Here is a 19,073-nt window from a genome sequence, read left to right on the forward strand (position 1 = left end):
GATGGCACAGCAAGAAGACCTCTTCAAGAAGGTAATCGCCCACTGTAAGGAATACGGCTTCGTCTTCCCCTCCTCTGAGATCTATGACGGCCTCGGCGCTGTCTATGACTACGGTCAGCTGGGGAGCGAACTCAAGAATAACATCAAGCGCTACTGGTGGGAGGCTATGACCCTCCTGGCGCCCAACGTCGTGGGGATAGACTCCGCGATCTTCATGCACCCCAAGATCTGGAAGGCCTCCGGTCACGTCGACGCCTTCAATGATCCCCTCATCGACAACAAGGACTCGAAGAAGCGCTACCGCGCCGACGTCCTCATCGAAGACCACCTAGCGAAGATCGAGGAGAAGATCAATAAGGAGGTAGCCAAGGCGGCGAAGAAGTTCGGTGAGAGCTTCGACGAAGCACAGTTCCGCTCTACCAACGGCCGCGTGCTCGAGTACCAGGCCAAGTGGGACGAGATCCACACGCGCTTCGCTGAGGCGATGAACGCTACCGACCTCGAGGGTCTTCGCCAGATCATCATCGATACGGAGATCGTCTGCCCCATCAGTGGCACGCGCAACTGGACGGAGGTACGTCAGTTCAACCTGATGTTCGCCACCGAGATGGGCTCCACGACTGAGGGCGCGATGAAGGTCTACCTGCGCCCCGAGACGGCACAGGGGATCTTCGTGAACTTCCTTAACGTGCAGAAGACCGGCCGTATGAAGATACCCTTCGGCATCGCCCAGATCGGGAAGGCCTTCCGCAACGAGATCGTCGCCCGCCAGTTCATCTTCCGCATGCGCGAGTTTGAGCAGATGGAGATGCAGTTCTTCGTTCGCCCCGGCGAGGAGCTCAAGTGGTTCGAGTACTGGAAGGAGCTGCGCCTGCGCTGGCACAAGGCGCTCGGACTCGGCGACCAGAAGTACCGCTACCACGACCACGAGAAGCTGGCGCACTACGCCAATGCCGCCACCGACATCGAGTTCGAGATGCCCTTCGGCTTCAAGGAGGTGGAGGGTATCCACAGCCGTACGGACTTCGACCTGAAGCGCCACGAGGAGTTCAGCGGCAAGAAGATGCAGTACTTCGACCCCGAGCTGGGCGAGAGCTACACGCCCTATGTCATCGAGACCTCCATCGGGGTGGACCGTATGTTCCTCAGCCTGATGTGCGGCAGCTACGAGGAGGAGGCGCTGGAGGGCGGAGAGAAGCGCAGCGTACTGCGTCTGCCTGCAGCCCTGGCCCCCGTCAAGCTCGCCATCCTGCCCCTGGTGCGCAAGGACGGCCTCGACACGAAGGCACAGGAGATCTACGACGAGCTGAAGTTCGACTTCAACTGCCAGCTCGACGAGAAGGACTCCATCGGCAAGCGCTACCGCCGCCAGGATGCCATCGGTACGCCCTACTGCGTGACGGTAGACCACCAGACGATGGAGGACGGCACCGTGACGCTACGTCACCGCGACACGATGCAGCAGGAGCGCATCGCCATCAGTGAGCTCAGCCGCGTGCTCTACGAGGCTACCTCGCTGAAGAGCCTACTGCGCCGCATCTAAGGCCCCCACTACCCATTCCTCACCCTCTAGTCCCAACACCTATGAAGGCTCAGATCCTTGCCCTGCTCGCCCTAGTGGCTAGCTGTGGCCTCGCTAGCTGTAGCGACACCATCGACACGGCACAGGAGCGCCGCGCCACCAACGAGCGTAACTTCCTCTCCTTTGCCGACAGTGCAGGCTACGAGAAGGTACACCTGCCTGGCAACTATGCCGACAGCTATGTCTACATCAAGTGGCAGAAGCACGGCACAGGCACCGTGACCCCAGCGCAGAATGACGCCGTCAAGGTACGCTACCGCGGCTACCTGACCAGCGACTGGACGTCGAACTCCCGCAGCGCCCAGCCCGTCGATCAGGGCAACTGGGATCAGCCCGTCATCAACGACTACAGCCGCGTCAACAGCTATATCGATGGCTTCAAGTACGCCCTGCAGAGCCTCAAGGTCGGGGACGAGGTCTCCGTCGTCATCCCCTGGTATCTGGGCTATGGCTCGTCGATCACGCGCTACATCCCCTCCTACTCGAGCCTCTTCTTCCAGATCAAGCTCGAGGAGATCAGCACGCCTCTGTAAGGGAGGCGCCCATCAGAGTATATCCCATCTATGCATCTATTGCTTTCCAATGACGATGGCTTCCGCGCCGCAGGCATACAGGAGCTGGCCCAGTCCCTCCTGCACCTCGGCGATGTGACCATCGTCGCCCCTGACGGCCCGCGATCGGGCTTCTCAGGTGCGATCACTACGACCCAGCCCCTGCGCCTGAAGCATCGCAAGACCGAGGGACGCCTACGCATCTACAGCTGCGAGGGTACGCCCGTGGACTGCGTCAAGCTAGCACTCAATACGCTCTTTGCCGACACACGCCCCGACCTCATCATCTCGGGGATCAATCACGGCAGTAATGAGGGCATCTGCGTAGGTTACTCGGGGACGATCGGTGCCGCCCGTGAGGGCTGCATCTACGGCATCCCTTCGCTGGCCGTATCGCTGGATGACACGGCTTGGTCGCCTGACTTCGCCGACAGCATCGTCTACACGCAGCAGGTCGTCAAGCTCATGCAGCACACCCAGCTGCCTCCACACACCATGCTCTCGCTCAATGTGCCCAAGACCAAGCCCCAGGGGCTGAAGGTCTGCGCGCAGAGTGTGGGCCAGTTCGTCGAGGAGTTCGTCCCCAGCCGCGATGGTAGGGGCAAGGATATCTACTGGATGACAGGCCACCAGCGCCCCGCCTCTAGCGAGGACCGAGGGGACTGGTACTGGCTGCGTGAGGGCTGGGCGACGCTCACCCCGCTGCAGCTCGACACGACCAACCACGGCTGGATCGACCACCTCGACCAGCTGGCGCAGCAGGCTGCTGGCTAGCCCCGTGACCTAGACGAAGCCCCAGCATGCGCTACTTCCTAGTCGCAGGCGAAGCCTCTGGAGACCTACACGCCTCAGCGCTCATCCGAGCACTGAAGGCCGAGGATCCAGAGGCTTCGTTTGCCTTTATGGGTGGGGATAAGATGGCTGCGGCCGCAGGCATCCCCCCCGTCGTCCACTACCGAGATGTAGCCTTCATGGGCGTGGTGAGCGTCCTGAAGAACTACCGTACCATACGCCGACGCGCCGAGTGCGTGCAGGAGGCCCTGCGTGCCTTCGCCCCCGATGTGGTCATCCCGGTGGACTTCGCCGACTTCAACATCCGCTACGTCCTCCCGCTGGCCCAGGAGCTGGCTATCCCCAGCGTCTACTATATCCTGCCCAAGCTCTGGGCCTGGCGTGCTGGGCGTATCAAGCAGCTTCGCCGCTACCTCAGCCACGCCCTCTCGATCCTACCCTTCGAGGTGGACTACTTCCGCCAGCAGGGCCTCTCGGTGAGCTACGTGGGCAATCCTTGCGTCGATGCCCAGCTGAGCTATGAGGCCGAGCACCCCGAGCCCATAGAGCGCGACCCTCAGCTCCTGGCGCTCCTCCCCGGCAGCCGCAAGGCCGAGCTACGGGAGAACCTCCCCCTGATGCTCCAGGCCTCTGAGGCGCACCTCGAGGCCGGTGGACGCGTCGCCGTCGCCGCTGCCCCCGGGATGACGGCAGAGGACTACGCCCCTTACCTCAGTGCTTATCCCCAGGTAGAGCTCGTCTGGGGGGATAGCTACGGCCTGATGCGCCGTGCCGCTCGCGCAGCTGTCACCTCGGGGACGGCGACGCTGGAGACGGCGCTCGCGGGTTGCCCGCTCGTGGTATGCTACGGCATGGGCGGACGTAGAGCCCTGCGCTGGATATTCGAGCACTGCTTCCGCGTGCGCTACGTCTCACTGGTCAACCTCATCCTCGACCGCCCCGCCGTGCCCGAGCTCCTAGGCGATAGGCTCAGCGCGCCCGAGCTACGTCGCCAGCTGGAGCTCCTCGAGGAGGGGCAGCCTGCCCGTCGGGCACAGCTGGAGGCCTTCGCCGAACTCAGCGCCACACTCGGACGCAGCTACTCGGCCCCACGTGCTGCCCGCACGCTCATCGAGCAGCTCCAGCGGCAGCGCTAGCCCCAGCCTCCAGCCGTGTACATCCCTGGGATAAGCTGGGGATAGCGCGAGGATAAGCGAGGGATAAATCTAGGGGTACTCGTGGACGAATCAGAGCCCCCCTCCCCCTGCCTTCGCCCCCCTGTAGATAAGCCCCCTAGCTATACACCAGCTATACACTTAGGGCCTTCGCCTAAAGGGAACCCCGAGCCTCCCCAAGGCGTGGATGAAGTAGAGCGCCTCCCCATCGGAGGGCTCTAGATAAGGAACTTAGCCCTGTGGGCAGTCTGTGGGCAAGCTTCCCCAAGCCTAGGGATAAGCCTGAGGAGGGGTGGAGCGAACTGGAAGAGCGCTTGGAGGCTTACCCACCTGTCCACGGCGCATAATATACATAGTAGATAAAGAGAAATAAGATCTAATTACTCTAAGACTATAAGAATAATAAGGACGGGGATAAGCCCCCGCCCGCGTCGAGGAGTGAGCCCACAGCCGATACAATTATGAGAATACTAGCACTAGACATCGACGGTACCCTCATCACCAGCCAGCACGTGCTGACCGAGCCCGTACGCAGCGCCCTCATCCGCGCCCAGCGCGACTATGATATACGTATAGCCTTAGCCTCGGGTCGTCCTACGGCCGCGCTAGGACATCTAGCGGCGGAGCTGGAGCTGAAGACCTACGGCGGCTACCTGCTGCCCTTCAATGGCGGTAAGCTCATCGCAGCCGCCACGGGCGAGGTCCTCAGCGAGACCGTGCTGGATGCCGACCTTATCCCCCAGCTCTATGACCTCACGCAGCGCTACGACCTCAACATCCTCTCCTATACCGAGGACACCATCCTCAGCGAGCGCTCCGACGACCCCTACGCGGTCAAGGAGATCGACATCACGGGCATGGCGCTGGAGGTGGTGCCCGACTTCCGCGCGCTCTCGGCGCTGAAGCTGCCCAAGTGCCTCGCAGTCGGGCCCAAGGATAAGCTCATCCCCCTTGAGGCCGAGGCGAAGGAACTGCTCGGCGATCGTATCGACGCCTTCCGCTCCAGCGACTTCTTCCTCGAGCTCGTGCCTAAGGGAATAGATAAGGGCGCCGCGCTGAGCCGTCTCCTCGAGCTGCTGGGCCTCACGCCCGAGGCGCTCATCGCCATGGGGGATAACTATAATGATCTTGGGATGCTGCGCCTGGCGGGGACCAGTGTCGCCATGGGCAACGCCCCCGAGGACATCAAGGCTGTGGCTAGCTATGTCACGCGTACCAACAATGAGGACGGCGTCGCCTACGCCCTCGAGGAGCTTGTCTTCGCCCGCTCCTAGCCGTCCCGCCCTCTAGCCCTTGCCTCGCCCTCCGCGCTGGGCACCAGGCTCCGCCCCACTAAAAACAGCGCTCCCCCGACTAACAGCTTTGCTAGCTGGGGGAGCGCTGTCTTTTTGCCTTTAGCACGCTGTCTCTTCTCTTTTAGTCCGCTGTCCTCTCTCCTTCAGTCCGCTGTCTCTTCTCCTTTATATAGGTGGGGACGAAACCCCACGAAAGCCGCACCGTCTGCCGAGCCTCCGCGTGCTGTCCGTGAGGGATATCCATCAACCTGCTGGGTGCTATCAGTCAGCTCGCCGATGGATACCCGTCAGCGCCCTGATGGATATCGGTCAGCTCCCCTAGGTATAGGATGCAGTGCCGCGGCTGGCGGCAGGAGTAAGCCCAGCTGGCTGCTGCCTACACTCGCTCCTCGAGCCTGGGAGCGGAGGCGCCCAGCAGTCGGGCTGAATTGCGTATCTTTGTACACCTATAGTAACAAGATACAGCAATGAAGAAGATCATCGCCACGGACAAGGCGCCTGCCGCCATCGGTCCCTACAGCCAGGCTGTACTCCTCGACGATACGCTCTATGCCTCCGGGCAGCTCGGCATCGATCCCAGCACGGGGGACTTCCCCGAGGGGATCACGGCACAGACGGAGCAGAGCTTCCGTAACATCCATGCCATCCTCGCCGAGGCAGGCATGACGATTGATGATGTGGTCAAGACGACTTGCTTCCTGGCCGATATGGGCGACTTTGCGGCGATGAATGCCGTCTACGAGCGCCAGTTCACGGGCAGCTTCCCCGCCCGCTCGGCCGTCGCTGTCAAGACGCTGCCCAAGAACGGGCTCGTCGAGATTGAGATCATTGCACGCAAGGGCTAAGGGAGCCTCTGCGCGTCCTTCGTCGTATTCATTTAATCAAGGGAATCCAATGGAAACAGTCGTTAGTGGTATCCGCCCGACAGGCAACCTACATCTAGGTAATTACTTCGGTGCTGTACGCGCCTTCGTCGAGATGCAGCAGCAGTATAATTGCTTCTTCTTCATCGCTGACTGGCACTCGCTGACGACACACCCCCATCCCGACGACATCATACGCTCGACCAATACGATCCTGGCCGAGTATCTGGCCTGCGGCATCGATCCCGAGCAGGCCACCATCTACGTGCAGAGCGATGTACGTGAGGTGCTGGAGCTCTACCTCTACCTCAATATGAACGCCTACCTCGGGGAGCTGGAGCGTACCACCTCCTTCAAGGATAAGGCTCGTCAGCAGCCCGACAACGTCAATGCAGGCCTCTTGACCTACCCCTCCCTCATGGCGGCCGACATCCTCATGCACAAGGCGGTCAAGGTGCCCGTAGGTAAGGATCAGGAGCAGAATATGGAGATGGCGCGCAAGTTCGCCCGCCGCTTCAACACCATCTACGGCGTGGACTTCTTCACCGAGCCGCAGTCCTTCAGCCTCGGGGCTAAGGCGCTCAAGGTTCCCGGCCTCGATGGCTCGGGCAAGATGGGTAAGAGTGAGGGCAACGCCATCTACCTCACCGACGACGAGAAGACCATATCCAAGAAGGTCATGCGCGCCGTCACCGACAGCGGCCCCACCGAGCCCAACAGCGAGAAACCCGAGGCGATACAGAACCTCTTCACCCTGATGGAGATCGTCTCCACGCCCGAGGTCTACCAGCACTACAACGGCCTCTACAACGACTGCGCCATCCGCTACGGGGATATGAAGAAGCAGCTGGCCGTGGATATCAATGCCTTCTGCGCCCCCATCCGCGAGCGCATCCTCGACATCAGCGGGGATAAGGAGCTGCTGGCACGTGTGGCCCGTCTCGGCGCAGAAAAGGCCCGTGAGTCCGCCGCACGCACCATCGAGGAGGTACGCCACATCATAGGCTTCCGCCCCCGCTAGGTCTAGCGCCCCTCACCTCCCACCTAAGTAATCACACTCATCACATAATACTCCTCATGGAATTAGTAGGAAGAATCGTCCAAATCCTCCCCCTTCGTACGGGGACGTCTAAGGCAGGCAACCCCTGGAAGGTACAGGAATACATTCTCGAGACCCTCGGCACGCAGTACCCCCGCAAGGTATGCTTCGAGCTCTTCGGGGACAACGTAGACAAGTTCCCCATGCAGATCGGGCAGGACGTCACGGTATCGATCGACATCGAGAGCCGCGAGTTCAACGGGCGCTGGTATACCAGCATCCGCGGCTGGAATGTCGTGCAGGGCGTGGCTGCCCCTGGCGTAGTAGCTCCCGCTGCTGCTAGCTATGCCGCTCCCCAGCCTCCCGCTCAGCCCGCGGCGCCTGCACAGCCTGCAGCGCCTGTCTCGGCGGCCGACGACCTCCCCTTCTAGCCCCTTCGGCCCTTGCGAGAGCCTAGCTAGATCACATCAAGAGAGCGTATGCTGTAGCCCTCGACTGGGGGCGCAGCATACGCTCTTCCTTTATCCTCAGACCCTTTATCCACCCGCCTCCCCCTATGCAGCTGACCCTCCTAGTCGTAGGCAAGACCGATAGCAAGCACATCGAGGAGCTGATGCAGCACTACGCAGCACGGCTCAAGCATTACCTCCCCTTCGAGCTCAAGGTGATCCCCGACCTCAAGCGAGGGCGCCTCAGCGAGGTGCAGCAGTGCGTGGAGGAGGGGCGCGAGCTGCTCAAGCAGGTGCAGCCAGGCGATCGCCTTTGGCTCTTCGACGAGCGCGGTGACCAGCTCACCAGCCGCGCCTTTGCCCAGCGCATCGAGCAGGTGATGATCTCGGGCGAGCGCCGCCTGATCCTCGCCATCGGCGGACCCTACGGCTTCTCCGAGGAGGTCTATGCCCGCGCTCAGGGACTCGTAGGGCTGAGCAAGATGACCTTCTCGCACCAGATGGTGCGCCTCTTCGCCCTAGAGCAGCTCTATAGGGCACAAACCATCCTACGCGGCGAGCCTTACCACCATGACTAGACAGATCACCCAGCTCTACAGCCGCCTCAAGGCCTTCATCATCGCAGGCGACCAGCGTATCTACTACTGGATCCTCGTGCTGGCATTGCTGGTGCCCAACCTCGTCCTCTCCATCGTCATGCAGCAGTCCAGCGTGGGGCGCATCCTCAACGTGCTGGTCATGCTGCCCATCTACATGCTGCTGCTGGCACTAGCCAAGCGCCCTGGGCGCATCTACTGGGGGCTGGTGGTACTGATCCTCCTGCACGTCTTCCAGCTCGTGCTCCTGACGATCTTCAGCGGCTCGGTGGTAGCGGTGGACATGATCCTCAACCTCTTTACCTCCGAGCCCGATGAGGCGGGCGAACTCCTCTCCAACATCCTCCTACCTATCGTAGGCATCCTCGGGGGCTATGTTCTGACGCTGCTGCTGGCTACCGCCTCGGCGCGCAATCCGCGGCCGCTCCCGCCCTGCTTCCGACGCCGTGTGAGCCTCTGGGGCCTTGGTCTCCTACTGCTGGCGCTGCCCATCTGGGTAGGGGCGAAGCGCCGCGCGCCTTACCTCCACCTGCGTGCCGAGGTCTATCCGATGAGCGTCTTCTACAACATGTACCTGGCGACGAAGAAGCTCAGCGAGGTCATCCACTACAGCTACAGCTCGGAGGACTTCAGCTACGGAGCCACCAGCAAGCACCCTGAGGACGAGCGTGAGGTCTACGTCCTGGTCCTCGGAGAGACCAATCGCGCCTACAGCTGGAGCCTCTACGGCTACGGCCGCCCTACGACGCCGCGGCTGGATAGCCTCGCTGGGAGCGGGCAGCTGAGCGTCTATCGCGACGTCTTGACGCAGTCCAACACCACCTACAAGAGTATCCCCATCATCCTCTCCCCAGCCGATGCTGAGGCTGCTGACCAGCTGCCGCGCATACAGGGCATACTGACGGCCTTCCGTGAGGCAGGCTTCTACACCGCCTACGTGACCAATCAGCCCGGCAATCACAGCTATGTGGACTTCTTCGCCATGCAGGGGGATGAGTACCATTCGCTGCGTAAGGATAGGAAGCTGCGGCAGCGCAAGGGGCAGCGTCCCGGGCGACTCTACGATAGGGATATGCTCCCCTATCTGGATCGCCTACTCGCTAGTGAGCACCCCAAGCTCTTCATTGTCCTGCACACCTACGGGGCGCACTTCAGCTACAGAGACCGCTATCCCGCACAGGAGGCTGCCTTCCTTGTCGGCAAGCGCTATTCGGGCAGTGAGGCCGATAGTCTAAGCCTCAGAGCTGCCTACGACAATGCCGTGCGCCAGACCGACCACTTCGTCGCCGAGGTCATCGCACGCCTCGGGCAGCAGGATCGCCTGGCTGCGATGCTCTACGTCTCCGACCACGGAGAGGACGTCTACGACGACAGTCGGGAGCGCTTCCTGCACTCCTCGCCCGACATCTCCTACTACCAGCTGCACGTACCCTTGGTTCTGTGGACCTCGCCCAGCTATAGGGAGCACTACCCGCTGGTATGGCGTGCCGCGCTGTCCAACCAGCAGCAGCCAGCCTCGACCAACGCCGTCTTCCACACCCTGCTGGATGTTGCGGGAGTCACAACACGCTACCGCCAGGAGACTAAGTCGCTGGTGAACCGTGCCTTCAAGGCTGGGCAGCGCTACTACCTCAACGACCGCTACGAGTGCGTCCCCATAGAGCAGCTGGAGCTGGCGGACGAGGATATGGAGCTCATACGGCGTATGGGCCTGCATTTCGCTCCCAGCCCTCCCAGCCCTTAGCCTCTGTCCTGAGCGCCCTCAATAAAGAAGCGGGACAGCGCTGCGTCGTATGACGCGGCACTGTCCCGCTTGGCTTTTCTTAGGGGGAGCTTAGCCTGCTAGCTGGGCGAGCTAGTAGGGGGAGTTCGCCCGCTGGATCTCGTAGAACTCGCGGGGGGTCCCGAGCTGCTGCAGTACGACCTCGATCTGGTAGGGTGAGATCTTGCGGCGCGTCAGGCTGAAGCCTCGCCGTTGGAGCTGCCGCTTGAAGAGGGCGTCGTGCGTGATGAGCTGTCTGAGCGCACGGCTAGCACTGGATGGCTGGTAGTGGGGGAAGTAGAGGGAGGCGAGCTCGCGGAAGCTGTAGACGCGGAACTCTAGCTCGCAGTCACGCGCGAGCTTCCTCTGGAGGAGCTTACTGGTACTCATAGATGTAGTGAGTAATAAAGGTGAATAAATGAAGTATATAGGGCGAAGGGGCCTCCGACCCGTCTGGCGTCGTGTTTCTCAGTATATATGGGCCAGGCTGGGTGTCTGCTCCGTCGCTTGAGGCAAAGGTACGAAAGATCTCCCCTACTCCCTCCCGAGCCTTCGCCCGCCCTGATCCGCAGCGCTTCTCACCCTTTTCCAGCTCTGCTCACTCCCTCCTCTCTGCTCGCTTTCCCCTTACGATCCCTGCTCTCCGCACCTCTTGCGAGTGCTGCCCGAGGGGTACAAAAAGAGCGGGAGGTGAGCCACTGACTCACCTCCCGCTTAATATCTAGGTGCATGCCCTGGGGCGTGCTGCCGAGTCGACTAGTACTCGTCCGAAACGCTGAGCTTAGCGCGACCCTTAGCGCGACGTGCTGCGAGTACACGGCGGCCGTTAGCCGTAGCCATACGTGCACGGAAGCCGTGCTTGTTCTTTCTCTTGCGGTTCGAGGGCTGGAACGTTCTTTTCATCTCTGTGTCTAAATATATTTAGTTCTTACTGTTCTATGCTGCACAATTTGAGTGACAAAGATAGTCAATTTTCTTGAAGCAGCCTCCGCGCGCAGCTCGGGCTGCCTCGAGGCGGCGCTCCGATCTAGGCTACCACAGCTGTGCGGCATCTACGAAGTGTATGCCCTTGCCCTCGGCGCGCAGCAGCTCGACGAGGCTGCGGACGGGGAGACAGAGCGTCGCCGTATTGTCGCAGGGATGTATCCCGATGAGGGCGCCCTCGGCCGCATACTCGCTGTCGAGGTAGAGCTCCACCTGGTGCGTCGGGTCGTGGAGTAGCCCGAGAGGCGAGACAGAGCCCGCCTTGAGGCCAAGGATGCGCTCCAGCTCCTCCTCGCTGGCGAAAGTCAGCGTACGCGTGCCGTAGAGGCGCTTGAACTTATTGAGCTTTACCCGCTTGTCCCCGCGCAGGGTGATGAGGTAGAAGCGCTCGTGTCGGTCGTCGCGTACGAAGATGTTCTTGGCCATGGCCTCGGGATGTGGGAGGCCAAGCTCGGAGAGCGTCGTCATGCTGTGCGCGGCGGCGTGCTCGGTCAGCTGGTAGTCTATGTGACGCTCCTGGAGGTAGTCGTAGATGGCTTGCTTGTCCATGAGATATACTGGGGAGAAGGCTTAGTCCTCGGCCTCCTCGAGGAGGCGCGTAAGGAGTACGGGCAGCGCGTAGCGCTCTTGCTCGGCCTCGGGGATAAGGATCCAGGGCTGCTGCTCCTCTTCGGTGGAAGGTATGAGTCCCTCGGCCTCGATGAGGTAGAGCTCGGCATAGAGCTGCTGGTGCGAGAGGCGGTGCTTGGCCGTGGCGCGGGGCTGAGGATGCAGGCGCGGCGCACGTAGCTGCCCGAGGAGCTGGGCGAGGTGCGGGTGCGCCAGTAGTGCCTCCGCGCTTAGAGGCTCCTCGCCGCCCTCTATGAGCGGCAGCTCGTAGAGCCCCTGCCAGATGTCACCCGCACCGCGGCGCCGTAGGAGGCGGCTGGTCGCCCCACCCTCCCCGAGGCGCACGAGGAAGTAATACATGTAGCGGGGACGGACGCGCGTCTTGCCCTGCTTGATGGGCAGCGTCTCGGCGATCCCTCGGCGGTAGCCCTCGCACTGTTGCTGGACGGGGCACTCGAGGCAATGAGGACTGCGTGGCGTGCAGCAGAGGGCCCCGAGCTCGATGAGGGCTTGGTTGTGCCGACTGGGGTGCTCGCGATCCAGCAGCTCCTCGGCCAGCTGCCAGTAGACGCGCTGTCCCGCGCCCGTGTCTATAGGGTCGCTGAGGGCGAAGAGGCGGCTGAGGACACGGTACACATTGCCATCTACCGTCGGGAAGGGTAGATTGTAAGCGAAGGAGAGGATAGCCCCACGCGTATAGGGCCCTACGCCTGGCAGACGGCTGAGTTCCTCGAGCGTGCGTGGCAGCTCCCCTTCGAAGTCCGAGACGATGATCTGGGCAGCGCGCCTGAGGTTGCGCCCACGCGAGTAATAGCCCAGTCCCTGCCACAGCAGCAGCACCTCGTCCTCGCTGGCGGCCGCCAGGTCGTAGACCGTGGGGAAGGCCTCGGTGAAGCGATGGTAGTAGCTCATGCCCTGATCCACGCGCGTCTGCTGGAGGATGACCTCCGAGAGGAGCACGTGGTAGGCCGACACGTCGCGGCGCCAGGGTAGGTCGCGTGCCTCGCGGTCGTACCAGGCGCCTAGGCGCTGCCTCAGCGTCCTATATAGAGAGGATGCGGAGGTCTTCAACGAGGTCTTCGTCTATGGGCTTGTTCTTCTTCACAGCCTTGGAGAAGGGTACGTAGACAAGGGCGTCGTTGACGATACCTATCATCACGTTGCGCTGGCCCTCCAGTAGAGCCTCGATGGCAGCGACGCCCATGCGGCTGGCGATGATGCGGTCCTGAGCGCTGGGCGAGCCCCCGCGCTGGATGTGCCCGAGGATGACGACGCGCACGTCGAACTGTGGGTACTCCTTCTCCACACGCTCGGCGACCTTCATCGCCCCGCCCGTGCTCTCGCTCTCGCTGACGAGGACGATGCTGCTGTTCTTGGTCTTGCGGAATCCGTTCTCGATCGTCTCCGCTAGCTGGTCCTTCTCGAAGGCGTATTCGGGGATGATGGCAGCCTCGGAGCCCGTGGCGATGGCACCGTTGAGGGCTAGGAAGCCCGCTTCGCGGCCCATGACCTCGACGAAGAAGAGGCGCTCGTGCGAGCTAGCCGTGTCCCGTATCTTGTCCACGGCAGTGACGATGGTATTGAGCGCCGTATCGTAGCCTATGGTGAGATCGGTGCCGTAGAGGTCGTTGTCGATGGTGGCAGGCAGCCCGACGATGGGCACATCCCACTCCTCGGCCAGCTCGCGAGCGCCCGAGAGCGAGCCATCGCCGCCGATGACCACGAGGGCGTCGATGCCGTGTGCCTTCATTGTCTGGTAGGCCTCAGCACGTCCCTCTGCGGTGCGGAACTCCTGGCAGCGGGCGGTCTTGAGGATCGTCCCTCCGCGCTGGATGATGTTGCTCACGTGCTGCGTCTCGAAGTCCTCGATCTCCTGCGAGATGAGGCCCTTGAAGCCTCTGTAAATAGCCTTGACGCGTATGCCGTGGTAGATGGCGGTACGCGTGACGGAGCGGATGGCGGCGTTCATCCCGGGGGCATCACCTCCCGAGGTCAGTACGCCGATACATTTGATAGCGGCCATATTGCTTGCTTGGTATGAGTAGTCTAGTTAGTCCGCACGTGCCTAGGCGTGCTGTGCCTTGTCTGTGCGGAGGGCTTGGATGAAGGGGCTGTCCTATCGCTCTAGGGCAAGCCTCGGAGCGGGCCTAGCGGGCTCGCGCTGATATCTCAGAAGAGGGGCAGCGGTGTGAGGGGCTAGGCGGGCTCGTATTTCTTATATAACTTCTTGGAGAATATTATATTACTTTCTGACGAATATTATATTACTTTTCGCTGAAAGTTATATTACTTTCTCCCCATTCTTATATTACTTTGCTCCCTCCCCCTTAGCGCTTAGCTCGCTGCCCCTTATATCGGGGCTTCGTCCGAGGCGCGTCGGGGCAGAGCTCCGTAGCGCTTGGGGACGTCGTGCTGAGCGGGAGGCTCGGGTGCTGGGGGAAGGACGGGCGCTAGCGGACGAGGCAGGCGCGGTAGCGGCGGATCGTCTCCTCGAGGCCGAGGTAGAGCGCGTCGGAGATGAGGGCATGGCCTATGGAGACCTCGGCGAGCTGAGGCAGCTGCTCGGAGAAGTAGCGGAGGTTCTCCAGGCTGAGGTCATGCCCAGCGTTCAGCCCGAGGCCGAGGCTGGTGGCGTGCACCGCAGCGCGAGCGAAGGGCGCGACGGCGGCTGCCCTGTCCTCGGGGTAGAGGCGCGCATAGGGCTCGGTATAGAGCTCGACGCGCTGGGTCCCGAGGCGTGCAGCCTCATCGAGGTTCTCCAGATCCGTGCCGACGAAGATGGAGGAGCGTATGCCCCACTCGTGGAGGGCGGCGAGGATGTCGCTGAGGAAGTCACGATGGGCGGCGACATCCCAGCCTGCGTCGCTGGTCAGGGCGTCGGGCGCATCGGGCACGAGCGTCACTTGATGGGGGCGTACCTGCTCCACCAGACGCATGAACTCGGGGCTTGGGTTACCCTCGATGTTGAACTCCGTAGTCACGATCTCCCGCAGCTCGTAGACATCGCGGTAGCGTATGTGACGCTCATCGGGGCGGGGATGTACGGTGATCCCCTGGGCACCGAAGCGCTCGCAGTCCCGCGCCACCTGCAGGAGGTCGGGGACATTGCCCCCGCGCGCGTTGCGCAGGGTCGCCACCTTGTTGATGTTCACACTTAGCTGTGTCATATGTCTAACTTATATATATTTGTAGTAGATAATAGGTCTCACCGAGACCTAAGCGGGACAAAGATACGGCTTTCTCTAGCTAGCGCCGTCTAGCCGAAGGGCCTCCCAGATGGACTATGTACAAGATAGCACTCATCGCCTCGCAGCACCTGGACGGACACGCTGCGCACCTTGCCGAGCTGCTGGCTGTCCTCGACAGACCAGACGTGCGGCTATACTTGGATACCGGCTTTGAGACGATGCTGCGTGAGCAGTTCGGTCTAGAGCCCCGACTGGCAGGGCACCTGCCTCCCTACCCTACCCCCCTAGATGTAGACTTCGTGCTGAGCCTCGGCGGCGATGGTACCTTCCTCAGGGCTGCCCGCCGTGTCTTCGCCCAGGAGATCCCCGTGCTGGGGCTCAATATGGGACGCCTTGGATTCCTAACCGATCGCGGGATCACCGAGGCGCTGCCGCTGATGGAGCGCCTCTTCACTGAGGACTACACGCTGGAGACGCGTATGCTGCTCTCGGTCGAGGTGGACGGTCAGTGCCAGGGCGACGTGCTCAATGAGGTCGCCCTGCTGAAGCGCGAGACGGGCTCGATGATCACCATCCATACCATGCTGGGCGATGACTTCCTCGCCGACTACGACTGCGACGGGCTGATCATTGCTACGCCCTCGGGCTCTACGGCCTATTCCCTCGGGGCAGGTGGCCCCTTGATGATGCCGGGCTCGCGCTGTATGCTGCTGACGCCCATAGCCCCGCACTCGCTGACGATGCGCCCGCTCGTCGTACCCGAGGCTACGGATCTGGAGCTCAGTGTACGCGCGCGCAACAATAGCTATATGCTCGTGCTCGATGGGCAGGCACGTATCCTGCCCTGCGGCGCGAAGGTGCGTATACGCAAGTCCACACGCCAGCTGCAGGTCATGCATCTGAGTCCTCACTCTTTCGCCGATACCCTGAGGCGCAAGCTCCTCTGGGCTGCTCCCGTACGCGAGTAGCGCCCCCTAGTGCCGCCTCCCCTACTACGCTACAAGATCCATATCTATACACTTCAATCACCACACACTATCGACATGAAAGCCCTCCTCCCCCTCCTGGGGCTCTTGGCACTTAGCCTCACGGCCAGCGCCCAGCAGTCCTCCAAGGAGCCGTGGCAGAACCCTGAGGTCAATGCCATCAACCGCCTCCCGATGCACGCCGACTACTTCGCCTTCCGCGCGGGTGAGTCGACCAGGGACCTTCGACAGAGCACCCACTACCTCTCACTCAACGGTATGTGGCGCTTCCACTGGGTGCGCAACGCTGACGAGCGCCCCACGGACTTCGGTACCCTGAGCCTCAACGACAAGTCCTGGGCACAGATCCCCGTCCCTGGCAACTGGGAGCTCCACGGCTATGGCCATCCCCTCTATACCAATGTCCCCTACCCCTGGAGCAACCAGTTCAAGAATAATCCCCCCATCGTCCCCATCAAGGAGAACCACGTAGGGAGCTACCGTCGCAGCATCACCATCCCTGCCTCCTGGAGGGGCAAGAAGGTCATCGCCCACTTCGGATCCGTGACCTCCAACATCAACCTCTGGGTCAATGGCCGCCCTGTGGGCTACAGTGAGGACAGCAAGCTGGAGACAGAGTTCGACCTCACCCCCTATATCAAGTACGGCGAGCCGAACCTCATCGCCTTCCAGTCGTACCGCTGGTGTGACGGTAGCTACCTCGAGGACCAGGACTTCTGGCGCCTCTCGGGCGTCGGCCGCGACTGCTACCTCTACGCTCGCGAGCCGCAGCACGTGTGTGACCTGCGCGTGGTAGCCGACGTCGACACGGTGAACTACACGAAGGGACTGCTGTCGGTCAAGCTCGACAAGACCTCCGCCAGCCTACCCGTACGCCTTACGCTGAGCGATGCCACGGGCAAGGTCGTAGCCTCGGCAGAGACGCGCGGCTCGGAGGTCCAGATGACCCTCGAGCACGCCCAGCTCTGGAGTGCCGAGTATCCCTACCTCTATACGCTGCGCGTCGAGGCAGGGGGCGAAGTGATCCCCCAGCGGGTGGGCTTCCGCAACGTACGTATCGCCCGAGGGCAGCTGCTGGTCAATGGCCAGCCCGTCCTCATCAAGGGGGCGAACCGCCACGAGATGGATCCCGACGGCGGCTACCACGTCTCCCGCGAGCGTATGCTGCAGGACATCGTGGTGATGAAGCAAATGAACATCAACGCCGTACGTACCTGTCACTACCCTGACGCCGCCCTCTGGTATCAGCTCTGCGATGAGTACGGGCTCTACGTCGTGGCGGAGGCCAACCTCGAGAGCCACGGTATGGGCTACGGCAAGGAGTCCCTAGCGCACCGCAAGGACTTCCTCAAGGCGCACCTTGAGCGTAACGAGCGCAACGTCCAGCGCAATGTCAACCACCCCAGCGTCATCACCTGGTCGCTGGGCAATGAGTCGGGGCACGGCGAGAACTTCTGGGCTGCCTACCGCCTGGTGAAGAAGCTCGACCCCACCCGCCCTGCGCAGTACGAGCGCTCGGGCAAGGAGGCGACCGATATCTACTGCCCTATGTACCGCCGTCCCTGGGAGATCCAGAAGTACCTCGACAGCAAGCCCTCGATGCCCGTCATCCAGTGCGAGTACGCCCATGCTATGGGTAATAGCGAGGGCGGCTTCGACGAGTACTGGGATATGATCCGTCGCGAGCCTCAGTATCAGGGGGGCTTCATCTGGGACTTCGTCGATCAGGGCCTGCGCTGGCGCGACAAGAAGGGCCGCTCCTTCTACGCCTATGGCGGCGACTTCAACCGCTACGACTATTCGGACAACAACTTCCTAGACAACGGGCTCGTCAGCCCCGACCGTCGCCTCAATCCGCACGCCTACGAGGTGAGCTACGTGCACCAGAGCATACGCCCCTCGATGGTAGACGCAGCGAAGGGACGGATAAAGATCTACAATGAGAACTTCTTCATCGACCTGAGCCGCTACACGATGCGCTGGGAGCTCTCTGTAGAGGGCCTTCCCGTCCAGTCGGGGACGATGCAGCTGCCCGCGATTGCCCCGCAGGCCACTGAGGAACTGACGATCCCCTACACGATGCCCGCTGTGGGCGCGACGGAGGACGTCACGCTACAGCTCTCCTTCACGCTCACCCACGCCGATGGGATCCTACTGGCGGGTACGGAGCTGGCGCACGAGCAGTTCGTCCTGCAGAAGGGGCAGCTGCCTGAGCTGAAGCTCAACGAGCAGCGCGCCCAGTCTGCCCCCGAGCTCCTCTCCAATGATGTGCAGTACTACATCATCAAGGGCGCGGACTGGCGCATCGAGATCGACAAGGCTACGGGCTTCGTCTCGCACTACGAAGCAGGTGGCGTGCAGCTCCTCGATGAGGGGCATCAGCTGCGTCCCAACTTCTGGCGCGCCCCGACGGACAATGATATGGGCGCTGGTCTGCAGCGTCGCTACGCTGTCTGGCGCCACCCTGAGCTCAAGCTCAAGAGCCTCAAGGCCACGCAGCCCGAGCCTATGCTCGTCAAGCTCGAGGCCCGCTACGAGCTGCCCGCCGTCGGCGCTACGCTGAGCATCGACTATACCATAGATGCGACGGGACGCATCCTCTACCAGCAGGCGATGAAGGCTGGCAGCAAGGAGAAGGTCGCCAATCTCTTCCGCTTCGGTATCAAGATGGAGCTGCCTCAGGAGCTGGATCAGGTGGCCTTCTACGGCCGCGGCCCTGTGGAGAGCTATCCTGACCGTAAGCTCTCGCAGCCCTTCGGCTACTATCAGAGCTCGGTAGCGGATCAGTTCTACCCCTACATCCGTCCGCAGGAGACGGGTCTGCACAGTGACCTCAGCTACTTCCGCGTCCTCGACAGAGGTGGCCGTGGGCTGGAGCTGCGCTCCGATCAGCTCTTCATGGCCTCGGCGCTGGATCGCAGCATGGAGAGCCTCGACGGCTACCCACAGAAGGGTCAGGAGCACTCCGAGTTCATCGCCAAGGCACCCTTCACCCAGCTGCTGGCCGACAGTCACCACATGGGCCTGGGCTGCTACGACAGCTGGGGGGCACTGCCACAGCCCAAGTACCTGCTGCCCTATCAGGACTACAGCCTGACGCTGCTGCTGACGCCCGTGCTGCCGCTGCGTCCACAGCTCTAGCCTGGGGCTAAGTAGTCCCGAAGCGGGCTCACCCGCTAGAAACAAATAAAGCGCGCGCCCTGCCGACCTCATCGGGTCGGCA

18 protein-coding genes are annotated in these 19,073 nt (G+C 62.0%); 12 read left to right on the forward strand and 6 right to left on the reverse strand.

What is annotated here, in order from left to right; genetic code table 11:
• Position 1 precedes the first annotated feature (1 nt).
• The 10 genes from Q0248_RS01515 to Q0248_RS01560 all read left to right on the forward strand — a co-directional run bounded on the left by Q0248_RS01515 (position 2) and on the right by Q0248_RS01560 (position 10,065).
• Entirely contained in the window at positions 2-1,543 is a 1,542-nt protein-coding gene (locus Q0248_RS01515) for a glycine--tRNA ligase (RefSeq protein WP_299318926.1), read from the forward strand.
• Between the two features lie 41 nt (positions 1,544-1,584).
• Positions 1,585-2,115 (forward strand): FKBP-type peptidyl-prolyl cis-trans isomerase, encoded by a 531-nt coding sequence (locus Q0248_RS01520; RefSeq protein ID WP_299318928.1) that lies wholly within the window; start codon positions 1,585-1,587, stop codon positions 2,113-2,115.
• 30 nt (positions 2,116-2,145) lie between these two features.
• Entirely contained in the window at positions 2,146-2,907 is a 762-nt protein-coding gene (gene surE / locus Q0248_RS01525) for a 5'/3'-nucleotidase SurE (RefSeq protein WP_299318930.1), read from the forward strand.
• 26 nt (positions 2,908-2,933) lie between these two features.
• The gene (gene lpxB, locus Q0248_RS01530) at positions 2,934-4,061 is read left to right on the forward strand and encodes a lipid-A-disaccharide synthase (protein WP_299318933.1); all 1,128 of its coding nucleotides are present in this window, start codon (positions 2,934-2,936) and stop codon (positions 4,059-4,061) included.
• 479 nt (positions 4,062-4,540) lie between these two features.
• Positions 4,541-5,353, forward strand: a complete 813-nt coding sequence (locus tag Q0248_RS01535; RefSeq protein WP_299318935.1) for a Cof-type HAD-IIB family hydrolase — start codon at positions 4,541-4,543, stop codon at positions 5,351-5,353.
• Between the two features lie 488 nt (positions 5,354-5,841).
• Positions 5,842-6,219 carry a RidA family protein gene (locus tag Q0248_RS01540; protein WP_211788606.1) on the forward strand — a complete coding sequence of 126 codons (378 nt, stop codon included), beginning with the start codon at positions 5,842-5,844 and terminating at the stop codon, positions 6,217-6,219.
• A gap of 49 nt (positions 6,220-6,268) precedes the next feature.
• Entirely contained in the window at positions 6,269-7,258 is a 990-nt protein-coding gene (gene trpS, locus Q0248_RS01545; protein WP_299318939.1) for a tryptophan--tRNA ligase, read from the forward strand.
• A 56-nt stretch (positions 7,259-7,314) separates the two neighbouring features.
• Positions 7,315-7,707 (forward strand): DUF3127 domain-containing protein, encoded by a 393-nt coding sequence (locus Q0248_RS01550; protein ID WP_299318942.1) that lies wholly within the window; start codon positions 7,315-7,317, stop codon positions 7,705-7,707.
• Positions 7,708-7,832: 125 nt separating this feature from the next.
• Positions 7,833-8,303 carry a 23S rRNA (pseudouridine(1915)-N(3))-methyltransferase RlmH gene (gene rlmH, locus Q0248_RS01555; protein WP_299318943.1) on the forward strand — a complete coding sequence of 157 codons (471 nt, stop codon included), beginning with the start codon at positions 7,833-7,835 and terminating at the stop codon, positions 8,301-8,303.
• Positions 8,296-10,065: a phosphoethanolamine transferase gene (locus Q0248_RS01560; protein ID WP_299318945.1), complete on the forward strand. Its 1,770-nt coding sequence runs from the start codon at positions 8,296-8,298 to the stop codon at positions 10,063-10,065. The genes rlmH and Q0248_RS01560 overlap by 8 nt, the downstream gene beginning before the upstream one ends.
• Before the next feature lie 111 nt (positions 10,066-10,176).
• Here Q0248_RS01560 and Q0248_RS01565 read toward each other — a convergent pair whose 3' ends face one another.
• The 6 genes from Q0248_RS01565 to Q0248_RS01590 form a co-directional block, all read right to left on the reverse strand.
• Positions 10,177-10,473 carry a DUF4248 domain-containing protein gene (locus tag Q0248_RS01565; RefSeq protein ID WP_299318947.1) on the reverse strand — a complete coding sequence of 99 codons (297 nt, stop codon included), beginning with the start codon at positions 10,471-10,473 and terminating at the stop codon, positions 10,177-10,179.
• 366 nt (positions 10,474-10,839) lie between these two features.
• Positions 10,840-10,986, reverse strand: coding sequence for a 50S ribosomal protein L34 (rpmH, locus tag Q0248_RS01570; RefSeq protein ID WP_009432805.1), 147 nt, complete (start codon positions 10,984-10,986; stop codon positions 10,840-10,842).
• Between the two features lie 129 nt (positions 10,987-11,115).
• The gene (locus tag Q0248_RS01575; RefSeq protein WP_299318950.1) at positions 11,116-11,616 is read right to left on the reverse strand and encodes a YbaK/EbsC family protein; all 501 of its coding nucleotides are present in this window, start codon (positions 11,614-11,616) and stop codon (positions 11,116-11,118) included.
• A 21-nt stretch (positions 11,617-11,637) separates the two neighbouring features.
• Positions 11,638-12,747, reverse strand: coding sequence for an A/G-specific adenine glycosylase (gene mutY / locus Q0248_RS01580; protein ID WP_299318953.1), 1,110 nt, complete (start codon positions 12,745-12,747; stop codon positions 11,638-11,640).
• A complete protein-coding gene (pfkA, locus tag Q0248_RS01585; protein ID WP_299318956.1) occupies positions 12,719-13,699 on the reverse strand; it encodes a 6-phosphofructokinase in 981 nt (326 codons plus the stop codon). The genes mutY and pfkA overlap by 29 nt, the downstream gene beginning before the upstream one ends.
• A 427-nt stretch (positions 13,700-14,126) precedes the next feature.
• On the reverse strand, positions 14,127-14,843 hold the full coding sequence (locus Q0248_RS01590; RefSeq protein ID WP_211788615.1) for a pyridoxine 5'-phosphate synthase: 717 nt from the start codon (positions 14,841-14,843) through the stop codon (positions 14,127-14,129).
• Positions 14,844-14,959: 116 nt separating this feature from the next.
• Here Q0248_RS01590 and Q0248_RS01595 point away from each other — a divergent pair, with 116 nt between their 5' ends.
• Positions 14,960-15,832, forward strand: coding sequence for an NAD(+)/NADH kinase (locus tag Q0248_RS01595; protein ID WP_299318959.1), 873 nt, complete (start codon positions 14,960-14,962; stop codon positions 15,830-15,832).
• A gap of 75 nt (positions 15,833-15,907) precedes the next feature.
• Complete coding sequence (locus Q0248_RS01600; protein ID WP_299318960.1) at positions 15,908-18,991, forward strand: glycoside hydrolase family 2 TIM barrel-domain containing protein; 3,084 nt, start codon at positions 15,908-15,910, stop codon at positions 18,989-18,991.
• Positions 18,992-19,073 lie beyond the last annotated feature (82 nt).

The sequence above is a fragment of the uncultured Porphyromonas sp. genome (genome assembly GCF_938046015.1).
Classification (GTDB): Bacteria; Bacteroidota; Bacteroidia; order Bacteroidales; family Porphyromonadaceae; genus Porphyromonas.

Coding starts and splice junctions, on each gene's coding strand:
- Q0248_RS01520 (WP_299318928.1), top strand. CDS start 1,585: ATGAAGGCTCAGATCCTTGCCCTGCTCGCCCTAGTGGCTAGCTGTGGC.
- Q0248_RS01565 (WP_299318947.1), bottom strand. CDS start 10,473: ATGAGTACCAGTAAGCTCCTCCAGAGGAAGCTCGCGCGTGACTGCGAG.
- rpmH (WP_009432805.1), bottom strand. CDS start 10,986: ATGAAAAGAACGTTCCAGCCCTCGAACCGCAAGAGAAAGAACAAGCAC.
- Q0248_RS01600 (WP_299318960.1), top strand. CDS start 15,908: ATGAAAGCCCTCCTCCCCCTCCTGGGGCTCTTGGCACTTAGCCTCACG.
- Q0248_RS01590 (WP_211788615.1), bottom strand. CDS start 14,843: ATGACACAGCTAAGTGTGAACATCAACAAGGTGGCGACCCTGCGCAAC.
- Q0248_RS01595 (WP_299318959.1), top strand. CDS start 14,960: ATGTACAAGATAGCACTCATCGCCTCGCAGCACCTGGACGGACACGCT.
- Q0248_RS01540 (WP_211788606.1), top strand. CDS start 5,842: ATGAAGAAGATCATCGCCACGGACAAGGCGCCTGCCGCCATCGGTCCC.
- Q0248_RS01550 (WP_299318942.1), top strand. CDS start 7,315: ATGGAATTAGTAGGAAGAATCGTCCAAATCCTCCCCCTTCGTACGGGG.
- pfkA (WP_299318956.1), bottom strand. CDS start 13,699: ATGGCCGCTATCAAATGTATCGGCGTACTGACCTCGGGAGGTGATGCC.
- Q0248_RS01515 (WP_299318926.1), top strand. CDS start 2: ATGGCACAGCAAGAAGACCTCTTCAAGAAGGTAATCGCCCACTGTAAG.
- lpxB (WP_299318933.1), top strand. CDS start 2,934: ATGCGCTACTTCCTAGTCGCAGGCGAAGCCTCTGGAGACCTACACGCC.
- rlmH (WP_299318943.1), top strand. CDS start 7,833: ATGCAGCTGACCCTCCTAGTCGTAGGCAAGACCGATAGCAAGCACATC.
- surE (WP_299318930.1), top strand. CDS start 2,146: ATGCATCTATTGCTTTCCAATGACGATGGCTTCCGCGCCGCAGGCATA.
- Q0248_RS01535 (WP_299318935.1), top strand. CDS start 4,541: ATGAGAATACTAGCACTAGACATCGACGGTACCCTCATCACCAGCCAG.
- trpS (WP_299318939.1), top strand. CDS start 6,269: ATGGAAACAGTCGTTAGTGGTATCCGCCCGACAGGCAACCTACATCTA.
- Q0248_RS01575 (WP_299318950.1), bottom strand. CDS start 11,616: ATGGACAAGCAAGCCATCTACGACTACCTCCAGGAGCGTCACATAGAC.
- Q0248_RS01560 (WP_299318945.1), top strand. CDS start 8,296: ATGACTAGACAGATCACCCAGCTCTACAGCCGCCTCAAGGCCTTCATC.